Source organism: Bacillus mycoides, from assembly GCF_018742245.1.
GTDB lineage: Bacteria > Bacillota > Bacilli > Bacillales > Bacillaceae_G > Bacillus_A > Bacillus_A cereus_U.
Window position 1 is genome coordinate 66,946 of record NZ_CP036132.1, and the last position, 20,555, is coordinate 87,500.

Consider the following 20,555-nt stretch of genomic DNA (forward strand, 5'->3'; position numbering starts at 1 on the left):
GCCTAGGTTTTTTTGATTAAAAAGGTAATGCGATTACTTTGTTAAATATACAGGAGGGATGTAAGATAAAAATGTGGATTTTGTACATCTTTTTTTTGCACAATGTTTGTAAAAGTTGTACCATTATATACAAGGTAACTAATGTTGTTGTTCTTGTTTAATGAAAGGTGATTGCGAAGTTGAAAGATGCATTTGTTGAAAAAGTAGATGACTTTGTAAAGCAGCATGATGTATTAAAGAAACATTCAACAATTGTTGTAGGGGTTTCTGGTGGTCCTGACTCTTTGGCTCTTTTATATTATTTGTTAGAAAAAAGGGCAGAAAAACAGCTCGAAATTGTAGTAGCACATGTGGACCATATGTTTAGAGGTAATGAATCTTATGAGGATTTACAGTTTGTACAGGGTCTTTGCAAAGAGCTAGGAGTTATTTGTGAAACGCTAAGGATTAATGTGTCGCAATATCAACAGCAATATGGAATGAATGCACAAGTTGCAGCTAGAGAATGCAGATATGCATTTTTGGAAAGAATAATGAAGAAATATGATGCGAGATATGTAGCTCTTGGTCACCATGGAGATGATCAAGTAGAGACGATTTTAATGCGCCTTGTACGAGGGAGTACTCCGAAAGGATACGCAGGAATTGCAGTGAAGCGATCTTTTCATAATGGATATTTAATTAGGCCGTTACTTGGGGTAACTAAGGAAGAAATTGTTGATTACTGTAATAAATTAAAAGTTATTCCGCGTATAGATCCGAGTAATAAAAAAGAAGTATATACAAGGAATCGATTACGTAAATATGTCCTTCCTTATTTGAAAGAAGAAAATCCACAAATGCATGAGAAATTTCAAAAATTTAGCGTGCAGATGCAAGAGGATGAGGCTTATTTGCAGGAATTAGCTTTTGAGAAAATGAATAAAGTAATTACAAAAAAAAGCGATAAACAAATTAGCTTATCAATTCCTGCCTTTGAATCCATGTCTATGCCTTTACAAAGAAGAGGGATTCAACTAATATTAAACTATCTTTATGAATATAAGATTCCATCTTCGCTTTCTTCTATACATATTGACAAGGTGATTGAATTTTTTAAGCGGGCACAACCTTCAGGTTCACTAGATTTTCCAGGTGGTTTGAAAATTGTTCGCACATACGAAGAATGTGGTTTTGGATTTAAACAAGAAATTGTTTCTCCTTTTTTACAAGATTTATCAGTACCTGGGACAATTATATTGCCGAATGGGGATAAACTTGTAACAGAGGTGAGCGAAGATATACCGAGTAACATGAATGAAACAGTATTTGTTGCTAAGTATAATGATATATCGTATCCACTTCGTATTCGGTCTAGGGAAAATGGAGATCGCATGTCAATGCAAGGTATGGATGGTACAAAAAAGATAAAAGCTGTTTTTATCGAAGCGAAAGTACCAAAAGAAAAAAGAGAAGAATGGCCGATCGTTTGTGACGCAAGTGGAAATATTATTTGGGTACCCTTGTTGAAACGATCTGCATTTGCTACTTCGAAAGAGCTAGCAAAGAAGGGTAAATACATGATTATTCACTACAAAAGCAAGGAGTCTTCCGGGAGGATAATGAAATGATGAATCAAGATATCGAAAAAGTATTAATTTCTGAAGAACAAATACAAGAAAAGGTGCACGAACTAGGTGCAGTTATTGCAGAGGATTACAAAAATACAATACCTCTTGCGATTGGTGTACTAAAGGGCGCAATGCCATTTATGGCAGATTTATTAAAGAGAACAGATACATATCTTGAAATGGATTTTATGGCTGTATCTAGCTACGGTCACTCTACAGTTTCGACAGGCGAAGTAAAAATCTTAAAAGATCTTGATACTTCGGTAGAAGGTCGCGATATTTTAATCGTTGAAGATATTATTGATAGCGGTCTTACACTAAGCTATTTAGTGGACCTGTTTAAATATCGTAAAGCGAAATCTGTAAAAATTGTTACGTTATTAGATAAGCCAACAGGCCGTAAGGTTGATCTGAAAGCAGATTATGTTGGATTTACTGTTCCTCATGAATTTGTTGTAGGATATGGATTAGATTATAAAGAGCAGTACCGTAATCTTCCTTATGTAGGAGTATTAAAACCAAGTGTTTACTCAAATTAATTAAATATAGGCGTTACAATTGTATAGGAAATTTTTTCTGTGTTACGATTTACTATAGTGTTTATGCCGTGAGAGGAGGTTAGGAATGAATCGTATCTTCCGTAATACCATCTTTTATTTACTGATATTCTTAGTAGTAATTGGAATCGTGAGCTATTTTAATGGTTCGACGCAAAAAACGACATCAGTTAGCTACGATAAATTCATTACTCAACTTGAAAAAGGTGAAGTGCGTAATGTGCAGCTTCAACCGAAAAATGGTGTGTTTGAGGTAAAGGGACAATTCAAAACTTCTAGCCAAGGAGAACAATTTGTTACTTATGCACCAAATACTGAGGAATTACAAAAGAAAATTAATGATAAAGCGCAAGGGGCTGAAGTTAAGTATCAACCAGCAGAAGAAACAAGTGCTTGGGTAACGTTCTTCACTTCTATCATTCCGTTTGTCATTATCTTCATTTTATTCTTCTTCTTATTAAATCAAGCTCAGGGCGGCGGTAGCCGTGTTATGAACTTCGGGAAAAGTAAGGCGAAGCTATACAATGATGAAAAGAAAAAAATTCGTTTCAGAGATGTTGCTGGAGCAGATGAAGAGAAACAAGAACTTGTTGAGGTAGTTGAATTCTTGAAAGACCCTCGTAAGTTCGCTGAAGTTGGTGCCCGTATTCCGAAGGGTGTTCTATTAGTGGGACCTCCAGGTACAGGTAAAACTTTACTAGCACGTGCTGTTGCAGGTGAAGCAGGCGTTCCGTTCTTCTCTATTAGTGGTTCTGACTTCGTAGAGATGTTCGTCGGTGTCGGTGCATCCCGTGTACGTGATTTATTTGAAAATGCAAAGAAAAATGCTCCTTGTATCATTTTCATTGATGAAATTGATGCAGTAGGACGTCAACGTGGCGCGGGTCTTGGCGGTGGTCATGATGAGCGTGAACAAACGTTGAACCAATTGCTTGTTGAAATGGATGGATTCGGTGCAAACGAAGGTATTATTATCATCGCTGCGACAAACCGTCCTGATATTCTTGATCCAGCGTTATTACGTCCAGGTCGTTTTGACCGTCAAATTACAGTAGATCGTCCAGATGTAAATGGTCGTGAAGCTGTACTTAAAGTACACGCTCGTAATAAACCGCTTGATGAGAATGTCAACTTAAGAGCAATTGCAACTCGTACACCAGGATTCTCTGGTGCCGATCTTGAAAACTTATTAAACGAAGCTGCTTTAGTAGCTGCGCGTCAAGATAAGAAGAAAATTGATATGAGTGACATCGATGAAGCGACGGATCGTGTTATTGCAGGTCCAGCTAAGAAAAGTCGTGTTATCTCTGAAAAAGAACGTAATATTGTTGCATTCCATGAGGCTGGTCATACTGTAATTGGTGTTGTCCTTGATGAAGCAGATATCGTTCATAAAGTAACAATTGTCCCTCGTGGTCAAGCTGGTGGATATGCGGTAATGCTTCCGAAGGAAGATCGTTACTTCATGACAAAACCAGAGTTACTTGATAAAATCACTGGTTTACTTGGTGGTCGAGTAGCTGAGGAGATTGTATTTGGTGAAGCAAGTACAGGTGCTCACAACGACTTCCAACGTGCGACTGGTATTGCAAGACGTATGGTTACAGAATTCGGGATGAGTGATAAGCTTGGACCGATGCAATTTGGTAGCTCACAAGGTGGTCAGGTATTCTTAGGAAGAGACTTCCATTCAGAACAAAACTACAGTGATGCAATCGCGCATGAAATTGATGTGGAAATGCAAATAATTATTAAAGACTGTTATGCTCGTGCGAAACAAATTCTTACTGAAAAACGAGATAAGCTTGATATTATCGCGAAAACGTTACTTGAAGTAGAAACATTAGATGCAGAGCAAATTAATCATTTATATGATTATGGCAGATTACCTGAGCGTCCAACATCTTCAGATGATGTGAAAGTAAACATCAATATGAAGAAAGACGATGAAGATACAGAAGATAAGTAAGAAACGAAGGAGTGACAATAGTCACTCCTTTTTTTGTGGAATGAATTTAAGTGGCAAAAAAATTAAATGAAACTATTATTAAAAATTGAAATAGAGAGTAATCTTTTTGTACAATGATGAGTATAGAAAAACTGATTATATAAGTATGTGTGATATGATGTTTTTATAAGTTTTATACATACTGCGCAAATGTAGATTAAATAAGATAAGTGGTGAGAATATGATTTTTGTATTGGATGTAGGGAACACAAATGCGGTACTAGGTGTGTTTGAAGAGGGGAAACTTCGTCAGCATTGGCGCATGGAAACAGATCGTCATAAAACAGAAGATGAGTATGGGATGCTTGTAAAGCAGTTACTTGAGCATGAAGGTCTTTCTTTTGAAGATGTGAAAGGTATTATTGTGTCTTCAGTCGTACCGCCAATTATGTTCGCTTTAGAGCGTATGTGTGAAAAGTATTTTAAAATTAAACCGCTTGTAGTGGGGCCTGGGATAAAAACTGGCTTGAATATTAAATATGAAAATCCACGTGAAGTAGGCGCGGACCGAATTGTAAATGCAGTAGCAGGAATCCATTTGTATGGAAGTCCGCTTATTATTGTTGATTTTGGTACGGCTACTACATATTGTTATATTAACGAAGAGAAGCATTATATGGGTGGCGTCATTACGCCAGGAATTATGATTTCGGCAGAGGCTTTATATAGCAGGGCAGCAAAGCTTCCTCGTATTGAAATTACAAAACCAGGTAGTGTTATCGGGAAGAATACAGTAAGTGCAATGCAATCAGGTATTCTTTATGGATACGTTGGACAAGTGGAAGGTATTGTTAAGCGCATGAAGGAAGAAGCTAAGCAAGAACCGAAAGTTATTGCAACAGGTGGATTAGCAAAATTAATTTCAGAAGAATCAAATGTAATTGATATTGTAGATCCGTTTTTAACGTTAAAAGGTTTGTATATGTTATATGAACGTAATGCAAATTTACAACATGAGAAGGGTGAATAAATAAGTATGAAAGATTATTTAGTAAAAGCGTTAGCGTTTAATGGAGAGGTTCGTGCTTATAGTGTACGTACAACAAATACAGTAAGTGAGGCGCAAAAACGTCATGATACATGGAGAACAGCTTCAGCAGCACTTGGTCGTTCTTTAACTGCGGGTACAATGATGGGTGCTATGTTAAAAGGCGAGCAGAAGTTAACGATTAAAGTAGAGGGTAACGGACCGATTGGTCCTATCTTAGTCGATGCTCATGCAAATGGGGATGTACGTGGTTATGTAACGAATCCGCATGTTGATTTTGAAGGAACGGAACAAGGGAAATTACGTGTATATCAAGCGGTAGGTACAGAAGGATTTGTAACGGTAATTAAAGATATCGGTATGCGTGAACCATTTATCGGTCAATCTCCAATTGTTTCAGGAGAACTAGGGGAAGATTTCACATATTATTTCGCGGTTTCTGAGCAGACACCTTCTTCTGTAGGTGTTGGTGTTCTTGTAAATGGAGATGATAGCGTATTAGCGGCGGGTGGATTTATTCTTCAAATTATGCCAGGTGCGCAGGAAGAAACAATTTCATTTATTGAAGAGCGTCTGCAACAAATCCCGCCGGTATCACAATTAATCGAACAAGGTCTTTCTCCAGAAGAATTACTGTATGAAGTGCTTGGAAAAGATAAAGTGAAAGTGCTAGAAACAATGGATGTTCAATTTAATTGTACATGTTCACGTGAGCGTATTGAAAGTGTGCTAATTAGTTTAGGTAAAGCGGAGTTAGAACAAATTCGTGCAGAAGAAGAAGAGACGGAAGTTCACTGTCACTTCTGTAATGAACGACATAAATTCGCTAAAGAAGATATTACAAGTCTAATTGAGAACCTGTAATAAAGAAGTTTAAGTGGAGAACCAGCCGCCCAAACAGATTGACAAACAGGGAATTTTCTGACAAAATCTAAATATAGATAAAACCAATAAAAATACTCGGTGTTAGGAGTGACAGGAATGCGAGTGGCACAATCAGTTTCAGAATTAATCGGGAAAACGCCGATCGTTAAGTTGAACCGCATCGTAGAATCAGACAGCGCAGATGTATACTTAAAATTAGAATTTATGAATCCGGGGAGCAGTGTTAAAGATCGTATCGCGTTAGCTATGATTGAAGATGCTGAAAATAAAGGATTATTAAAAGAGGGCGATACAATCATTGAGCCGACAAGTGGTAACACAGGTATTGGCTTAGCGATGGTAGCAGCTGCTAAAGGATATAAGGCAATTTTAGTAATGCCAGAAACAATGAGTATTGAGCGTCGTAATTTATTACGCGCTTACGGTGCTGAATTAGTATTGACTCCAGGACCTGAAGGAATGGGCGGAGCAATTCGAAAGGCAACTGAATTAGCAGAAGAACATGGGTACTTTATACCACAACAGTTCCAAAACCAAGCGAATCCAGAAATCCATCGTATAACAACAGGTCCAGAAATTGTTGAACAGATGGGGGATCAATTAGATGCGTTTATCGCAGGTATTGGTACAGGTGGAACAATTACAGGTGCCGGTGAAGTGCTGAAAGAAGCTTATAAAGATATCAAAATTTACGCGGTAGAACCTGCGGATTCACCAGTATTATCTGGTGGAAAGCCAGGACCACATAAGATCCAAGGAATTGGAGCGGGATTTGTTCCGGAGACATTGGATGTAGAGGTATATGATGAAATTATTCAAGTGAAAACGGAGCAAGCGTTCGAATATGCGAGAAGAGTCGCTAGAGAAGAAGGTATTTTAGTTGGTATCTCTTCGGGAGCAGTCGTTTATGCAGCGACAGAAGTTGCGAAGAAATTAGGTAAAGGGAAAAAGGTACTTGTTATTATCCCAAGTAATGGTGAACGTTATTTAAGTACACCACTTTATCAATTTGAGTCATAATTGAATGTGATTTGAAAAGCATCCTTAAAAAAGGATGCTTTTTCTTTTTTGATTGGAAAAAGGAAAAGAGTGAATGACTAGAAAACTTCATGTAAAATAAGAAGTAGTATAATTAATTTATTTTCACTAGCCCTCAAGTATAATCATTCTCTATATAAATAATTTTATGTAGTTTGAGTTGATTGGCTTAAGAGGGTGGGATAACAGAAGACGGGGTGTTGATATGCAACGAAGAAAATCTTTAGCGCTTTCTATTCCATATCAGTTAGATTTCTTTAAGCAATATAAATTTCTTTCTCAGGATAAGCCGCAACATATTTTGTTAGAAAGTGGACGTGGTGGTCGTTATAACATTGTTGGGCTGGATCCAGTAGCGGTAATTCAGGGTAAGAATGAGACGTTACATATAAGTGAAAGTGGTAAGGAAACAATAAAGCGAGGGAATCCACTAGATTTAATGCAAGCGTATATGGAGAAATGGAAAACGGATTATAATCCGGAGTACCCACCTTTTCAAGGTGGGGCAATTGGATACTTTAGTTATGATTGTATCCGTTATATTGAAAAACTTTCTTCTCTTGCGAAGGATGATATTAATATACCTGACATATTCTTTTTGTTATTTGATGACGTGTTTGTGTATGATCAACAGGAGAGAGTATTATGGATTATTACTCATTATGTAGATGAGTGTGAAGAGGCAGAAGAGCGATTAAATGAATGGAAGGGTCTTTGGATGAAAGAAGCACCCAAAGTGACTATGCCGTTTGAATGTCCTGAAAAGAAAAATGAAGCAGTCGCTTTTACGGAAGAGGGCTTTATGAAGGCCGTTGAACGTATTCAAGAATATATTGGAGCGGGTGATGTGTTTCAAGTAAACTTGTCGACAAGACAAGAAAGAACATTACAAACACATCCACTAGAAATATATACAAGTCTTCGTGAAATTAATCCATCTCCATATATGGGTTACTTGGAGTTTGGAGATTTTCAAATTGTTAGTGCTTCGCCTGAATTACTAATTAAAAAGCAAGGAAAAGAAGTGAGTACAAGACCAATTGCCGGTACGCGCTCTCGAGGAGCAAGTGAGCAAGAGGATGAGGAATTAGCGAAAGAATTAATTGAAAACGAAAAGGAAAGAGCAGAGCATGTAATGCTTGTGGATTTAGAACGAAATGACTTGGGTCGTGTTTGTAAATACGGCACTGTTGAAGTAGATGAATTTATGGTAATTGAAAAATACTCACACGTTATGCATATTGTTTCTAATGTGCGTGGTGAGGTGGAAGCAGATAAAGATGCTTTCGATTTGGTGAAGGCTGTATTTCCTGGTGGGACAATTACCGGTGCCCCGAAAATACGTACGATGGAAATTATTGAAGAATTAGAACCTGTTCGCCGAGGGATTTATACGGGTTCAATTGGTTGGATTGGTTATTCTGGAGATACGGAATTGAATATTGTAATCCGAACACTGCTTGCTAAAGATGGACAAGCGCATGTGCAAGCTGGAGCGGGTATTGTAATTGATTCAAATCCAAAAAATGAATATAAAGAGTCGTTAAAAAAAGCAATCGCTTTATGGCGTGCAAAAGAAAGTAGCGAAGAAACGGTTAGGTGAGAGAAATGATATTAATGATTGATAATTATGATTCTTTTACATTTAATTTAGTGCAGTTTCTTGGGGAACTTGGACAAGAGCTTGTTGTTAAGCGTAATGATGAAGTGACTATTTCGGATATTGAGAATATGAAACCGGATTTTTTAATGATTTCGCCAGGTCCATGTAGCCCTAATGAGGCGGGAATCAGTATGGATGCTATTAAATATTTTGCAGGTAAGCTTCCGATTTTTGGGGTCTGTCTTGGACATCAATCCATTGCGCAAGTATTTGGGGGGGATGTTGTCAGGGCAGAGCGTTTGATGCATGGAAAAACATCTTTAATGCATCATGATGGGCAGACGATTTTTTCTGACATTCCAAATCCATTTACTGCGACACGTTATCACTCTCTTATTGTAAAAAAAGAGACGTTACCGAATTGTTTAGAGATAACATCTTGGACTGAAGAAGGTGAAATTATGGCGCTTCGTCATAAAACGTTGCCGATTGAAGGGGTACAATTCCATCCGGAATCTATTATGACTTCTCACGGGAAAGAGTTACTACAGAATTTCATTCGCAAATATAGCCCAAGTGTGACATCGTGTTAATTTACGTAAATGGCGCGTATGTAGAAGCGAGTGAAGCGAAAATTTCTCCGTATGACCACGGTTACCTATATGGGCTTGGGGTTTTTGAGACGTTTCGTATTTATAATGGTCATCCCTTTTTAATGGATGATCATTATGAACGCTTAATGGGTGCGCTCGATATATTGCAAATCAAATGGACAATGACAAAAGATGAAGTGATGCTTATTTTAAAGAATCTACTCGTTAAGAATGGGTTAAAGCATGCATATGTGCGCTTAAATGTATCGGCGGGTATAGATGAAATAGGATTACAAACGGAAGTATATGAAGAACCGTCTGTTATTGTTTTTATAAAACCTTTAGCAGCTCCAGGGAATGTAGTGGAAAAAGAAGGAGTTATTTTAAAGCAAGTGAGAAATACACCAGAGGGTGCATTTCGCTTGAAGTCCCATCATTATTTAAATAATATTTTAGGGAAACGCGAAATTGGAAATGTTGTGAATAAGGAAGGTATTTTTCTTACCGAAACAGGTTATGTTGCAGAGGGTATTGTTTCGAATCTCTTTTTTGTTAAAGGAGATATTTTATATACTCCTTCATTAGAAACAGGGATTTTAAACGGAATCACTCGTGCGTTTATTATAAAGGCTGCTGAAGAGCTAGATATAGAAGTAAAGGAAGGTTTCTTTACAAAAGATGAATTGCTTTCAGCGGATGAAGTGTTCGTAACGAACTCTATTCAAGAGATTGTCCCCCTTTATCGTATAGAGGAGAAAGATTTCCCGGGTAAAGTGGGAGTGGTTACAAAAAGACTTATGGGTCTTTATGGAGTGCAGAGAGAGAAATTGTGGAGCAGAAATGAATTGCGAAGAGGAGATGTGTAGTTTGAAGTGGGATTATGATTTGCGCTGCGGCGAATATACATTGAACTTAAATGAAAAGACATTAATTATGGGGATTTTAAATGTAACGCCAGATTCATTTTCTGATGGTGGGAGTTACAACGAAGTAGATGCTGCAGTGCGACATGCGAAAGAAATGAAAAATGAAGGTGCTCATATTATTGATATTGGCGGTGAATCTACTCGACCAGGTTTCGCTAAAGTTTCAGTAGAAGAAGAAATAAAGCGAGTTGTTCCAATGATTCAGGCAGTGTCAAAAGAAGCAAAGCTACCTATTTCTATTGATACGTATAAAGCTGAAGTTGCGAAACAAGCGATTGAAGCGGGTGCTCATATTATTAATGATATTTGGGGAGCGAAGGCGGAACCGAAGATTGCTGAAGTTGCAGCTTATTATGATGTGCCTATTATCTTAATGCATAACCGAGATAATATGAACTACCGCAACTTAATGGCTGATATGATTGCTGATTTGTATGAGAGTATTAAAATTGCTAAAGATGCGGGCGTGCGAGATGAGAATATTATTTTAGACCCAGGTATTGGCTTTGCGAAAACACCTGAGCAAAATTTAGAAGCGATGCGTAATTTAGAGCAGTTAAATGTACTGGGTTACCCAGTTCTATTAGGTACTTCAAGAAAGTCCTTTATTGGCCATGTATTAGATTTACCAGTGGAGGAGCGTCTTGAAGGAACGGGCGCTACCGTTTGTCTTGGTATTGAAAAGGGCTGTGAGTTTATCCGTGTTCATGATGTGAAAGAAATGGCGCGTATGGCTAAGATGATGGATGCAATGATTGGTAAGGGGGCAAAGTAATTGGATAAAATTTATATCCATGATATGGAGTTTTACGGTTATCATGGTGTATTCCCGGAAGAAAATAAATTGGGTCAGAGATTTAAAGTGGATTTAACGGTGGAGTTGGATTTAAAACGCGCAGGAGAAAGTGACGACTTAGAGCATTCTGTCAATTACGGGGAGCTTTTCGAACTATGTAGAAAAGTTGTTGAAGATAGAACGTATAAGCTTGTAGAAAGTATCGCTGAAAATATCGCTACAGATATATTGAAACAATATGAGAGTATTTCACAATGTACAATTAAGGTAATTAAACCAGATCCGCCGATACCGGGGCATTATCGTGCTGTAGCGGTAGAAATTATGAGAGAACGTCCATGAATAATATAGCGTACATTGCATTAGGTTCGAATATTGGGGAGCGTTATATTTATTTAACTGAAGCAATTCAGTTTTTAAATAAAAACCAGCATATCCAAGTCGATGATGTTTCGTCTGTATATGAAACTGATCCGGTTGGCTATACTGACCAAAATTGCTTTTTAAACTTAGTTATAAAAATTTCTACCAATTTATCACCGCAAGAATTATTGAAAGTAACACAAAAGGTAGAAAATGACCTAGGAAGAAAAAGGGAAATTAGATGGGGCCCGAGGACCATCGACCTTGACATTTTACTATATAATCAAGAAAATATTGAAGCAGAGAATCTTATTGTTCCGCATCCGCGGATGTTCGAAAGAGCTTTTGTTATCGTTCCGTTGTTAGAGATTAATCAAGATATGAAACAAAACATTTCACGTTCACAAGTAGAAGAAATGAAAAGGCGAGAGGGAGTAACGGTATGGAAGCAGAAAAATGGGGAAGACGCATTCGTGCTTTTCGAAAGCTAAAAGGCTATACGCAAGAAGGTTTTGCGAAAGAATTAGGGGTATCTGTATCGGTTTTAGGTGAAGTTGAGAGGGGCAATAGATCACCTTCCCAAGATTTTGTAGTAGAAGTCGCTAAAACATTAAACGTTTCAATAGACGAATTGATGCCGAAGTGACTGTAAAGGAAGGAGTAAGACGGGTGTTAAAGATTGCAAATATTGAGATGAAAAATCCAGTTGTACTAGCACCGATGGCGGGAGTGTGTAACTCTGCATTCCGTTTGACAGTAAAAGAATTTGGTGCAGGTTTAGTTTGTGCTGAAATGGTAAGTGATAAGGCAATATTACTTAATAACAAAAGAACATTAGATATGTTATATATCGATGAGAGAGAAAAGCCATTAAGTTTACAAATTTTTGGTGGAGAGAAAGAAACTCTTGTAGATGCTGCGAAATACGTAGATAAATATACGACAGCAGACATTATTGATATTAATATGGGTTGCCCAGTACCGAAAATCACTAAGTGTGATGCGGGAGCAAAGTGGCTTTTAGATCCAAATAAAATATATGAGATGGTAGCGGCAGTTGTAGATGCTGTTGAAAAACCAGTTACAGTTAAAATGCGTATTGGTTGGGATGAAGAACATATTTTCGCAGTTGAAAACGCTAGAGCTGTTGAGCGTGCTGGTGGGCAAGCAGTAGCAGTTCATGGACGTACACGAGTGCAAATGTATGAAGGGAAAGCGGATTGGGATATTATTAAACAAGTAAAGCAATCTGTGAATATCCCGGTTATCGGAAATGGTGATGTGGAAACACCGCAAGATGCAAAGCGTATGCTTGATGAAGTTGGTGTAGATGGAGTTATGATTGGCCGCGCTGCTCTTGGAGACCCATGGATGATTTATCGTACGGTAAAGTATTTAGAGACGGGCGAATTAATGCCGGAACCAACAGTGCGTGAGAAAATTGATGTATGTATGCTGCATCTAGATCGTCTTATCGATTTAAAGAACGAAAATGTCGCTGTAAGAGAGATGAGAAAGCATGCAGCTTGGTATTTAAAAGGTGTTCGTGGTAATGCAAGTGTGCGTAACGGTATCAATATTTGTAATACACGTGAAGACCTTGCGAATTTATTAGGTGCATTTGTAGAAGAAGTAGAAGCGAAACAACAAACAATTTACGTTGGTTAATAAGAGGGCATAGGAGATTGACATTCTTCTATACACTTCCTATAATTACGTGAAAGAAAGAAGAGCTGCCAGTTAGTTGCTGGCAGTTTTTCTAGTTGAGTAGAAAATGCTATACTGTATATATTGTAAAATTTAATAGAGCTGGAGTGATATCAATATCATGGATAACATGAACCACGAAGAATTAAACGACCAATTGCTTGTTCGTCGTGAAAAGTTACATAACTTACGTGAACAAGGGATCGATCCGTTCGGTAAACGATTTGAACGCACAAATTCAACAACTGACTTAGTAAGTCTATATGGAGAATTCTCTAAAGAAGAATTAGAAGAGAAAGCAATCACTGTTTCTATCGCTGGTCGTATTATGACAAAACGCGGTAAAGGAAAAGCGGGATTTGCGCACATTCAAGATTTACAGGGGCAAGTTCAAATTTATGTTCGTAAAGATACTGTTGGAGATGAAGAGTACGAGTTATTTACGACAGCAGATTTAGGTGACTTAGTAGGTATTGAAGGTAAAGTGTTCAAAACAAACGTTGGAGAACTTTCAGTAAAGGTAACAGGATTTACACTTTTAACGAAATCTCTTCGTCCATTACCGGATAAATACCATGGATTAAAAGATGTTGAACAACGCTATCGTCAACGTTACTTGGACTTAATTACAAGTATGGAAAGTCGTGAAACATTCGTTACTCGTAGTAAAATCATTCGTGAAATGAGAAGATATTTAGATGACAACGGTTATCTTGAAGTAGAAACGCCTATGATGCACGCGATTGCAGGTGGAGCATCTGCTCGTCCTTTCACTACACACCATAATGCGTTAGATATGGAATTATATATGCGTATCGCAATTGAACTTCATTTAAAACGTCTTATTGTGGGCGGATTAGAAAAGGTTTATGAGATCGGCCGTGTATTCCGTAATGAGGGTGTATCAACTCGTCATAACCCCGAGTTTACGATGATTGAATTATATGAAGCGTACGCTGATTATAATGATATTATGAAACTAACAGAAAATATGGTTGCTCATATCGCGAAAAAAGTATTGGGTACAACAACAATCCAATATGGTGATTATGAAATTAATCTAGAACCAGAATGGACACGTCTTCATATGGTAGATGCAATTAAGCAACACTCTGGAGCAGATTTCTGGAATCCAATGAGTGTAGAAGAAGCGCGTGAACTTGCAAAAGAACATAATGTAGAAATTAAGAATACAATGGAAGTTGGTCATATTATTAATGAGTTCTTCGAACAAAAAGTAGAAGATAAATTAATCCAACCAACATTTATTTACGGTCATCCGGTAGAAATTTCGCCACTTGCGAAAAAGAATGACGAAGATCCAAGATTCACAGATCGTTTCGAGTTATTTATCGTTGCGCGTGAACATGCAAATGCGTTCACTGAGTTAAATGATCCAATCGATCAAAAGGAACGTTTTGAAGCTCAATTAAAAGAGCGCGAGCAAGGTAATGATGAAGCTCATATGATGGATGATGACTATATCGAAGCTCTTGAGTACGGTATGCCTCCTACGGGTGGATTAGGAATCGGTATTGATCGTCTTGTTATGTTATTAACAAATGCACCATCTATTCGTGATGTACTATTATTCCCGGCTATGCGCCATAAACAAGACTAAGCTTTGGAGATTTCTCCAAAGCTTTTTTATTTCTTTATTTATTTGAGGGGGGAGAAACCTTCTATTAAAAGGGAAGCGAGATTATTGCTCGTTAAATGGATGCCAGATTAAAAAACTATACTTATATAGAAGAAAGGTGCTGTTTTTATGCTTTTTTACTAAGTTAAAAATTTTATTAGAAAAACTATTGCATTTTAATAATCAAACTGGTATATTTATATTCGTTGTCACGAAAGACAACATAAGAAACAAACGAAAAACAACTTATTGAAAAAAGTTGTTGACGAAAATATAACGAAATGTTATATTAATAAAGTCGCTTCTGAGCGGCAGACGAGTTCTTTGAAAACTGAACGAAACAAACAACGTGAACGTCAATTTTTATTTTTAGATGCTAGACAAACTAACTTTATTGGAGAGTTTGATCCTGGCTCAGGATGAACGCTGGCGGCGTGCCTAATACATGCAAGTCGAGCGAATGGATTAAGAGCTTGCTCTTATGAAGTTAGCGGCGGACGGGTGAGTAACACGTGGGTAACCTGCCCATAAGACTGGGATAACTCCGGGAAACCGGGGCTAATACCGGATAATATTTTGAACTGCATAGTTCGAAATTGAAAGGCGGCTTCGGCTGTCACTTATGGATGGACCCGCGTCGCATTAGCTAGTTGGTGAGGTAACGGCTCACCAAGGCAACGATGCGTAGCCGACCTGAGAGGGTGATCGGCCACACTGGGACTGAGACACGGCCCAGACTCCTACGGGAGGCAGCAGTAGGGAATCTTCCGCAATGGACGAAAGTCTGACGGAGCAACGCCGCGTGAGTGATGAAGGCTTTCGGGTCGTAAAACTCTGTTGTTAGGGAAGAACAAGTGCTAGTTGAATAAGCTGGCACCTTGACGGTACCTAACCAGAAAGCCACGGCTAACTACGTGCCAGCAGCCGCGGTAATACGTAGGTGGCAAGCGTTATCCGGAATTATTGGGCGTAAAGCGCGCGCAGGTGGTTTCTTAAGTCTGATGTGAAAGCCCACGGCTCAACCGTGGAGGGTCATTGGAAACTGGGAGACTTGAGTGCAGAAGAGGAAAGTGGAATTCCATGTGTAGCGGTGAAATGCGTAGAGATATGGAGGAACACCAGTGGCGAAGGCGACTTTCTGGTCTGTAACTGACACTGAGGCGCGAAAGCGTGGGGAGCAAACAGGATTAGATACCCTGGTAGTCCACGCCGTAAACGATGAGTGCTAAGTGTTAGAGGGTTTCCGCCCTTTAGTGCTGAAGTTAACGCATTAAGCACTCCGCCTGGGGAGTACGGCCGCAAGGCTGAAACTCAAAGGAATTGACGGGGGCCCGCACAAGCGGTGGAGCATGTGGTTTAATTCGAAGCAACGCGAAGAACCTTACCAGGTCTTGACATCCTCTGAAAACTCTAGAGATAGAGCTTCTCCTTCGGGAGCAGAGTGACAGGTGGTGCATGGTTGTCGTCAGCTCGTGTCGTGAGATGTTGGGTTAAGTCCCGCAACGAGCGCAACCCTTGATCTTAGTTGCCATCATTAAGTTGGGCACTCTAAGGTGACTGCCGGTGACAAACCGGAGGAAGGTGGGGATGACGTCAAATCATCATGCCCCTTATGACCTGGGCTACACACGTGCTACAATGGACGGTACAAAGAGCTGCAAGACCGCGAGGTGGAGCTAATCTCATAAAACCGTTCTCAGTTCGGATTGTAGGCTGCAACTCGCCTACATGAAGCTGGAATCGCTAGTAATCGCGGATCAGCATGCCGCGGTGAATACGTTCCCGGGCCTTGTACACACCGCCCGTCACACCACGAGAGTTTGTAACACCCGAAGTCGGTGGGGTAACCTTTATGGAGCCAGCCGCCTAAGGTGGGACAGATGATTGGGGTGAAGTCGTAACAAGGTAGCCGTATCGGAAGGTGCGGCTGGATCACCTCCTTTCTATGGAGAATTGATGAACGCAGTTCATCAATAAACGTTGACTTGTTTTGTTTCGTTCAGTTTTGAGAGAACTATCTCTCAAGTTTAAATGTATGTTCTTTGAAAACTAGATAACAGTGTAGCTCATATTTTTTTAATTTTAGTTTGGTTAAGTTAGAAAGGGCGCACGGTGGATGCCTTGACACTAGGAGTCGATGAAGGACGGGACTAACGCCGATATGCTTCGGGGAGCTGTAAGTAAGCTTTGATCCGAAGATTTCCGAATGGGGAAACCCACTATACGTAATGGTATGGTATCCTTACCTGAATACATAGGGTATGGAAGACAGACCCAGGGAACTGAAACATCTAAGTACCTGGAGGAAGAGAAAGCAAATGCGATTTCCTGAGTAGCGGCGAGCGAAACGGAATCTAGCCCAAACCAAGAGGCTTGCCTCTTGGGGTTGTAGGACATTCTATACGGAGTTACAAAGGAACGAGGTAGACGAAGCGACCTGGAAAGGTCCGTCACAGAGGGTAACAACCCCGTAGTCGAAACTTCGTTCTCTCTTGAATGTATCCTGAGTACGGCGGAACACGTGAAATTCCGTCGGAATCTGGGAGGACCATCTCCCAAGGCTAAATACTCCCTAGTGATCGATAGTGAACCAGTACCGTGAGGGAAAGGTGAAAAGCACCCCGGAAGGGGAGTGAAAGAGATCCTGAAACCGTGTGCCTACAAATAGTCAGAGCCCGTTAATGGGTGATGGCGTGCCTTTTGTAGAATGAACCGGCGAGTTACGATCCCGTGCGAGGTTAAGCTGAAGAGGCGGAGCCGCAGCGAAAGCGAGTCTGAATAGGGCGTTTAGTACGTGGTCGTAGACCCGAAACCAGGTGATCTACCCATGTCCAGGGTGAAGTTCAGGTAACACTGAATGGAGGCCCGAACCCACGCACGTTGAAAAGTGCGGGGATGAGGTGTGGGTAGCGGAGAAATTCCAATCGAACCTGGAGATAGCTGGTTCTCCCCGAAATAGCTTTAGGGCTAGCCTTAAGTGTAAGAGTCTTGGAGGTAGAGCACTGATTGAACTAGGGGTCCTCATCGGATTACCGAATTCAGTCAAACTCCGAATGCCAATGACTTATCCTTAGGAGTCAGACTGCGAGTGATAAGATCCGTAGTCAAGAGGGAAACAGCCCAGATCGCCAGCTAAGGTCCCAAAGTGTGTATTAAGTGGAAAAGGATGTGGAGTTGCTTAGACAACTAGGATGTTGGCTCAGAAGCAGCCACCATTTAAAGAGTGCGTAATAGCTCACTAGTCGAGTGACTCTGCGCCGAAAATGTACCGGGGCTAAATACACCACCGAAGCTGCGAATTGATACCAATGGTATCAGTGGTAGGGGAGCGTTCTAAGTGCAGTGAAGTCAGACCGGAAGGACTGGTGGAGCGCTTAGAAGTGAGAATGCCGGTATGAGTAGCGAAAGACGGGTGAGAATCCCGTCCACCGAATGCCTAAGGTTTCCTGAGGAAGGCTCGTCCGCTCAGGGTTAGTCAGGACCTAAGCCGAGGCCGACAGGCGTAGGCGATGGACAACAGGTTGATATTCCTGTACCACCTCTTTATCGTTTGAGCAATGGAGGGACGCAGAAGGATAGAAGAAGCGTGCGATTGGTTGTGCACGTCCAAGCAGTTAGGCTGATAAGTAGGCAAATCCGCTTATCGTGAAGGCTGAGCTGTGATGGGGAAGCTCCTTATGGAGCGAAGTCTTTGATTCCCCGCTGCCAAGAAAAGCTTCTAGCGAGATAAAAGGTGCCTGTACCGCAAACCGACACAGGTAGGCGAGGAGAGAATCCTAAGGTGTGCGAGAGAACTCTGGTTAAGGAACTCGGCAAAATGACCCCGTAACTTCGGGAGAAGGGGTGCTTTCTTAACGGAAAGCCGCAGTGAATAGGCCCAAGCGACTGTTTAGCAAAAACACAGGTCTCTGCGAAGCCGTAAGGCGAAGTATAGGGGCTGACACCTGCCCGGTGCTGGAAGGTTAAGGAGAGGGGTTAGCGTAAGCGAAGCTCTGAACTGAAGCCCCAGTAAACGGCGGCCGTAACTATAACGGTCCTAAGGTAGCGAAATTCCTTGTCGGGTAAGTTCCGACCCGCACGAAAGGTGTAACGATTTGGGCACTGTCTCAACCAGAGACTCGGTGAAATTATAGTACCTGTGAAGATGCAGGTTACCCGCGACAGGACGGAAAGACCCCGTGGAGCTTTACTGTAGCCTGATATTGAATTTTGGTACAGTTTGTACAGGATAGGCGGGAGCCATTGAAACCGGAGCGCTAGCTTCGGTGGAGGCGCTGGTGGGATACCGCCCTGACTGTATTGAAATTCTAACCTACGGGTCTTATCGACCCGGGAGACAGTGTCAGGTGGGCAGTTTGACTGGGGCGGTCGCCTCCTAAAGTGTAACGGAGGCGCCCAAAGGTTCCCTCAGAATGGTTGGAAATCATTCGTAGAGTGCAAAGGCATAAGGGAGCTTGACTGCGAGACCTACAAGTCGAGCAGGGACGAAAGTCGGGCTTAGTGATCCGGTGGTTCCGCATGGAAGGGCCATCGCTCAACGGATAAAAGCTACCCCGGGGATAACAGGCTTATCTCCCCCAAGAGTCCACATCGACGGGGAGGTTTGGCACCTCGATGTCGGCTCATCGCATCCTGGGGCTGTAGTCGGTCCCAAGGGTTGGGCTGTTCGCCCATTAAAGCGGTACGCGAGCTGGGTTCAGAACGTCGTGAGACAGTTCGGTCCCTATCCGTCGTGGGCGCAGGAAATTTGAGAGGAGCTGTCCTTAGTACGAGAGGACCGGGATGGACGCACCGCTGGTGTACCAGTTGTTCTGCCAAGGGCATAGCTGGGTAGCTATGTGCGGAAGGGATAAGTGCTGAAAGCATCTAAGCATGAAGCCCCCCTCAAGATGAGATTTCCCATAGCGTAAGCTAGTAAGATCCCTGAAAGATGATCAGGTTGATAGGTTCGAGGTGGAAGCATGGTGACATGTGGAGCTGACGAATACTAATAGATCGAGGACTTAACCATATAATATGAAGCAATGTTATCTAGTTTTGAAAGAATATAAAAAACTTGTTGACTTTCAAAAGTAAATGAGTTATAATAATTCTTGTCTTAAATGAATACAGTCTGGTAATGATGGCAGAGAGGCCACACCCGTTCCCATACCGAACACGGAAGTTAAGCTCTCTAGCGCCGATGGTAGTTGGGACCTTGTCCCTGTGAGAGTAGGACGTTGCCAGGCAATTCGGAGGATTAGCTCAGCTGGGAGAGCACCTGCCTTACAAGCAGGGGGTCGGCGGTTCGATCCCGTCATCCTCCACCATTTAGCCGACTTAGCTCAATTGGTAGAGCAACTGACTTGTAATCAGTAGGTTGGGGGTTCAAGTCCTCTAGTCGGCACCAGTTTTTATTGCAAGAGCCATTAGCTCAGTTGGTAGAGCATCTGACTTTTAATCAGAGGGTCGAAGGTTCGAATCCTTCATGGCTCACCATTTTAATGAAATATGCGGGTGTGGCGGAATTGGCAGACGCACTAGACTTAGGATCTAGCGCCTTTGGCGTGGGGGTTCGACTCCCTTCACCCGCACTTTTAATAAAATAACTCAAACATGTCTTGCGGAAGTAGTTCAGTGGTAGAATACAACCTTGCCAAGGTTGGGGTCGCGGGTTCGAATCCCGTCTTCCGCTCCAATTTTCAGTATGACATGCCGGGGTGGCGGAACAGGCAGACGCACAGGACTTAAAATCCTGCGGTGGGTGACCACCGTGCGGGTTCGACCCCCGCCCTCGGCACCATATGCGCCCGTAGCTCAATTGGATAGAGCGTTTGACTACGGATCAAGAGGTTAGGGGTTC

At 41.1% G+C, this 20,555-nt stretch carries 15 protein-coding genes, 7 tRNA genes and 3 rRNA genes (1 of these 25 running past the window's edge); all 25 read left to right on the forward strand.

All coding sequences use genetic code 11. The annotated features are described in order from the left end of the window. The first annotated feature begins 179 nt into the window (after positions 1 to 179). Positions 180 to 1,610: a tRNA lysidine(34) synthetase TilS gene (tilS, locus tag EXW56_RS00360; RefSeq protein ID WP_215557794.1), complete on the forward strand. Its 1,431-nt coding sequence runs from the start codon at positions 180 to 182 to the stop codon at positions 1,608 to 1,610. After that, positions 1,607 to 2,149, forward strand: coding sequence for a hypoxanthine phosphoribosyltransferase (gene hpt / locus EXW56_RS00365; protein WP_002107307.1), 543 nt, complete (start codon positions 1,607 to 1,609; stop codon positions 2,147 to 2,149). The genes tilS and hpt overlap by 4 nt, the downstream gene beginning before the upstream one ends. Before the next feature lie 85 nt (positions 2,150 to 2,234). After that, the gene (ftsH, locus tag EXW56_RS00370; RefSeq protein WP_002091565.1) at positions 2,235 to 4,136 is read left to right on the forward strand and encodes an ATP-dependent zinc metalloprotease FtsH; all 1,902 of its coding nucleotides are present in this window, start codon (positions 2,235 to 2,237) and stop codon (positions 4,134 to 4,136) included. A gap of 220 nt (positions 4,137 to 4,356) precedes the next feature. Continuing rightward, on the forward strand, positions 4,357 to 5,145 hold the full coding sequence (locus EXW56_RS00375; protein ID WP_002107309.1) for a type III pantothenate kinase: 789 nt from the start codon (positions 4,357 to 4,359) through the stop codon (positions 5,143 to 5,145). Positions 5,146 to 5,151: 6 nt separating this feature from the next. Then, the gene (gene hslO / locus EXW56_RS00380; RefSeq protein ID WP_002107310.1) at positions 5,152 to 6,027 is read left to right on the forward strand and encodes a redox-regulated molecular chaperone HslO; all 876 of its coding nucleotides are present in this window, start codon (positions 5,152 to 5,154) and stop codon (positions 6,025 to 6,027) included. Between the two features lie 117 nt (positions 6,028 to 6,144). Beyond that, positions 6,145 to 7,068 carry a cysteine synthase A gene (gene cysK, locus EXW56_RS00385; RefSeq protein WP_002107314.1) on the forward strand — a complete coding sequence of 308 codons (924 nt, stop codon included), beginning with the start codon at positions 6,145 to 6,147 and terminating at the stop codon, positions 7,066 to 7,068. Between the two features lie 223 nt (positions 7,069 to 7,291). Continuing rightward, positions 7,292 to 8,689, forward strand: coding sequence for an anthranilate synthase component I (trpE, locus tag EXW56_RS00390; protein WP_002107316.1), 1,398 nt, complete (start codon positions 7,292 to 7,294; stop codon positions 8,687 to 8,689). Between the two features lie 5 nt (positions 8,690 to 8,694). After that, positions 8,695 to 9,282 (forward strand): aminodeoxychorismate/anthranilate synthase component II, encoded by a 588-nt coding sequence (gene pabA, locus EXW56_RS00395; protein ID WP_002107318.1) that lies wholly within the window; start codon positions 8,695 to 8,697, stop codon positions 9,280 to 9,282. Further along, complete coding sequence (gene pabC / locus EXW56_RS00400; protein ID WP_002107319.1) at positions 9,276 to 10,148, forward strand: aminodeoxychorismate lyase; 873 nt, start codon at positions 9,276 to 9,278, stop codon at positions 10,146 to 10,148. Before pabA ends, pabC begins: the two co-directional genes overlap by 7 nt. Further along, positions 10,123 to 10,983, forward strand: a complete 861-nt coding sequence (gene folP, locus EXW56_RS00405; protein ID WP_002107320.1) for a dihydropteroate synthase — start codon at positions 10,123 to 10,125, stop codon at positions 10,981 to 10,983. Before pabC ends, folP begins: the two co-directional genes overlap by 26 nt. Continuing rightward, the gene (gene folB / locus EXW56_RS00410) at positions 10,984 to 11,346 is read left to right on the forward strand and encodes a dihydroneopterin aldolase (RefSeq protein ID WP_002107321.1); all 363 of its coding nucleotides are present in this window, start codon (positions 10,984 to 10,986) and stop codon (positions 11,344 to 11,346) included. Then, on the forward strand, positions 11,343 to 11,858 hold the full coding sequence (folK, locus tag EXW56_RS00415) for a 2-amino-4-hydroxy-6-hydroxymethyldihydropteridine diphosphokinase (protein ID WP_002107324.1): 516 nt from the start codon (positions 11,343 to 11,345) through the stop codon (positions 11,856 to 11,858). The genes folB and folK overlap by 4 nt, the downstream gene beginning before the upstream one ends. Then, positions 11,810 to 12,013 (forward strand): helix-turn-helix domain-containing protein, encoded by a 204-nt coding sequence (locus EXW56_RS00420; protein ID WP_002009706.1) that lies wholly within the window; start codon positions 11,810 to 11,812, stop codon positions 12,011 to 12,013. Before folK ends, EXW56_RS00420 begins: the two co-directional genes overlap by 49 nt. Before the next feature lie 23 nt (positions 12,014 to 12,036). Beyond that, positions 12,037 to 13,035: a tRNA dihydrouridine synthase DusB gene (gene dusB, locus EXW56_RS00425; RefSeq protein ID WP_002107325.1), complete on the forward strand. Its 999-nt coding sequence runs from the start codon at positions 12,037 to 12,039 to the stop codon at positions 13,033 to 13,035. 160 nt (positions 13,036 to 13,195) lie between these two features. Beyond that, entirely contained in the window at positions 13,196 to 14,695 is a 1,500-nt protein-coding gene (lysS, locus tag EXW56_RS00430) for a lysine--tRNA ligase (protein ID WP_002107326.1), read from the forward strand. A gap of 409 nt (positions 14,696 to 15,104) precedes the next feature. Beyond that, positions 15,105 to 16,656 (forward strand): 16S ribosomal RNA (locus tag EXW56_RS00435). 146 nt (positions 16,657 to 16,802) lie between these two features. After that, positions 16,803 to 19,724: ribosomal RNA gene (locus tag EXW56_RS00440) — 23S ribosomal RNA — on the forward strand. A gap of 101 nt (positions 19,725 to 19,825) precedes the next feature. Continuing rightward, positions 19,826 to 19,941: ribosomal RNA gene (gene rrf / locus EXW56_RS00445) — 5S ribosomal RNA — on the forward strand. Together the 16S, 23S and 5S rRNA genes with 7 tRNA genes alongside form the textbook arrangement of a ribosomal RNA operon. Positions 19,942 to 19,946: 5 nt before the next feature. Next, positions 19,947 to 20,022: transfer RNA gene (locus EXW56_RS00450), tRNA-Val, on the forward strand. Between the two features lie 4 nt (positions 20,023 to 20,026). After that, positions 20,027 to 20,102 (forward strand) — tRNA-Thr (locus EXW56_RS00455). A 13-nt stretch (positions 20,103 to 20,115) separates the two neighbouring features. After that, positions 20,116 to 20,191 (forward strand) — tRNA-Lys (locus tag EXW56_RS00460). A 14-nt stretch (positions 20,192 to 20,205) separates the two neighbouring features. Further along, positions 20,206 to 20,286: transfer RNA gene (locus tag EXW56_RS00465), tRNA-Leu, on the forward strand. A 29-nt stretch (positions 20,287 to 20,315) separates the two neighbouring features. Further along, positions 20,316 to 20,390: transfer RNA gene (locus tag EXW56_RS00470), tRNA-Gly, on the forward strand. 16 nt (positions 20,391 to 20,406) lie between these two features. Further along, positions 20,407 to 20,495 (forward strand) — tRNA-Leu (locus tag EXW56_RS00475). Positions 20,496 to 20,498: 3 nt separating this feature from the next. Further along, positions 20,499 to 20,555: transfer RNA gene (locus EXW56_RS00480), tRNA-Arg, on the forward strand (it continues 17 nt past the right edge of the window).

What these genes read in the sequence shown, in the direction of transcription:
- hpt (WP_002107307.1), top strand. Translation starts at nt 1,607, where the DNA reads ATGATGAATCAAGATATCGAAAAAGTATTAATTTCTGAAGAACAAATA.
- cysK (WP_002107314.1), top strand. Translation starts at nt 6,145, where the DNA reads ATGCGAGTGGCACAATCAGTTTCAGAATTAATCGGGAAAACGCCGATC.
- hslO (WP_002107310.1), top strand. Translation starts at nt 5,152, where the DNA reads ATGAAAGATTATTTAGTAAAAGCGTTAGCGTTTAATGGAGAGGTTCGT.
- ftsH (WP_002091565.1), top strand. Translation starts at nt 2,235, where the DNA reads ATGAATCGTATCTTCCGTAATACCATCTTTTATTTACTGATATTCTTA.
- EXW56_RS00375 (WP_002107309.1), top strand. Translation starts at nt 4,357, where the DNA reads ATGATTTTTGTATTGGATGTAGGGAACACAAATGCGGTACTAGGTGTG.
- EXW56_RS00420 (WP_002009706.1), top strand. Translation starts at nt 11,810, where the DNA reads ATGGAAGCAGAAAAATGGGGAAGACGCATTCGTGCTTTTCGAAAGCTA.
- trpE (WP_002107316.1), top strand. Translation starts at nt 7,292, where the DNA reads ATGCAACGAAGAAAATCTTTAGCGCTTTCTATTCCATATCAGTTAGAT.
- folK (WP_002107324.1), top strand. Translation starts at nt 11,343, where the DNA reads ATGAATAATATAGCGTACATTGCATTAGGTTCGAATATTGGGGAGCGT.
- folP (WP_002107320.1), top strand. Translation starts at nt 10,123, where the DNA reads ATGAATTGCGAAGAGGAGATGTGTAGTTTGAAGTGGGATTATGATTTG.
- pabA (WP_002107318.1), top strand. Translation starts at nt 8,695, where the DNA reads ATGATATTAATGATTGATAATTATGATTCTTTTACATTTAATTTAGTG.
- lysS (WP_002107326.1), top strand. Translation starts at nt 13,196, where the DNA reads ATGGATAACATGAACCACGAAGAATTAAACGACCAATTGCTTGTTCGT.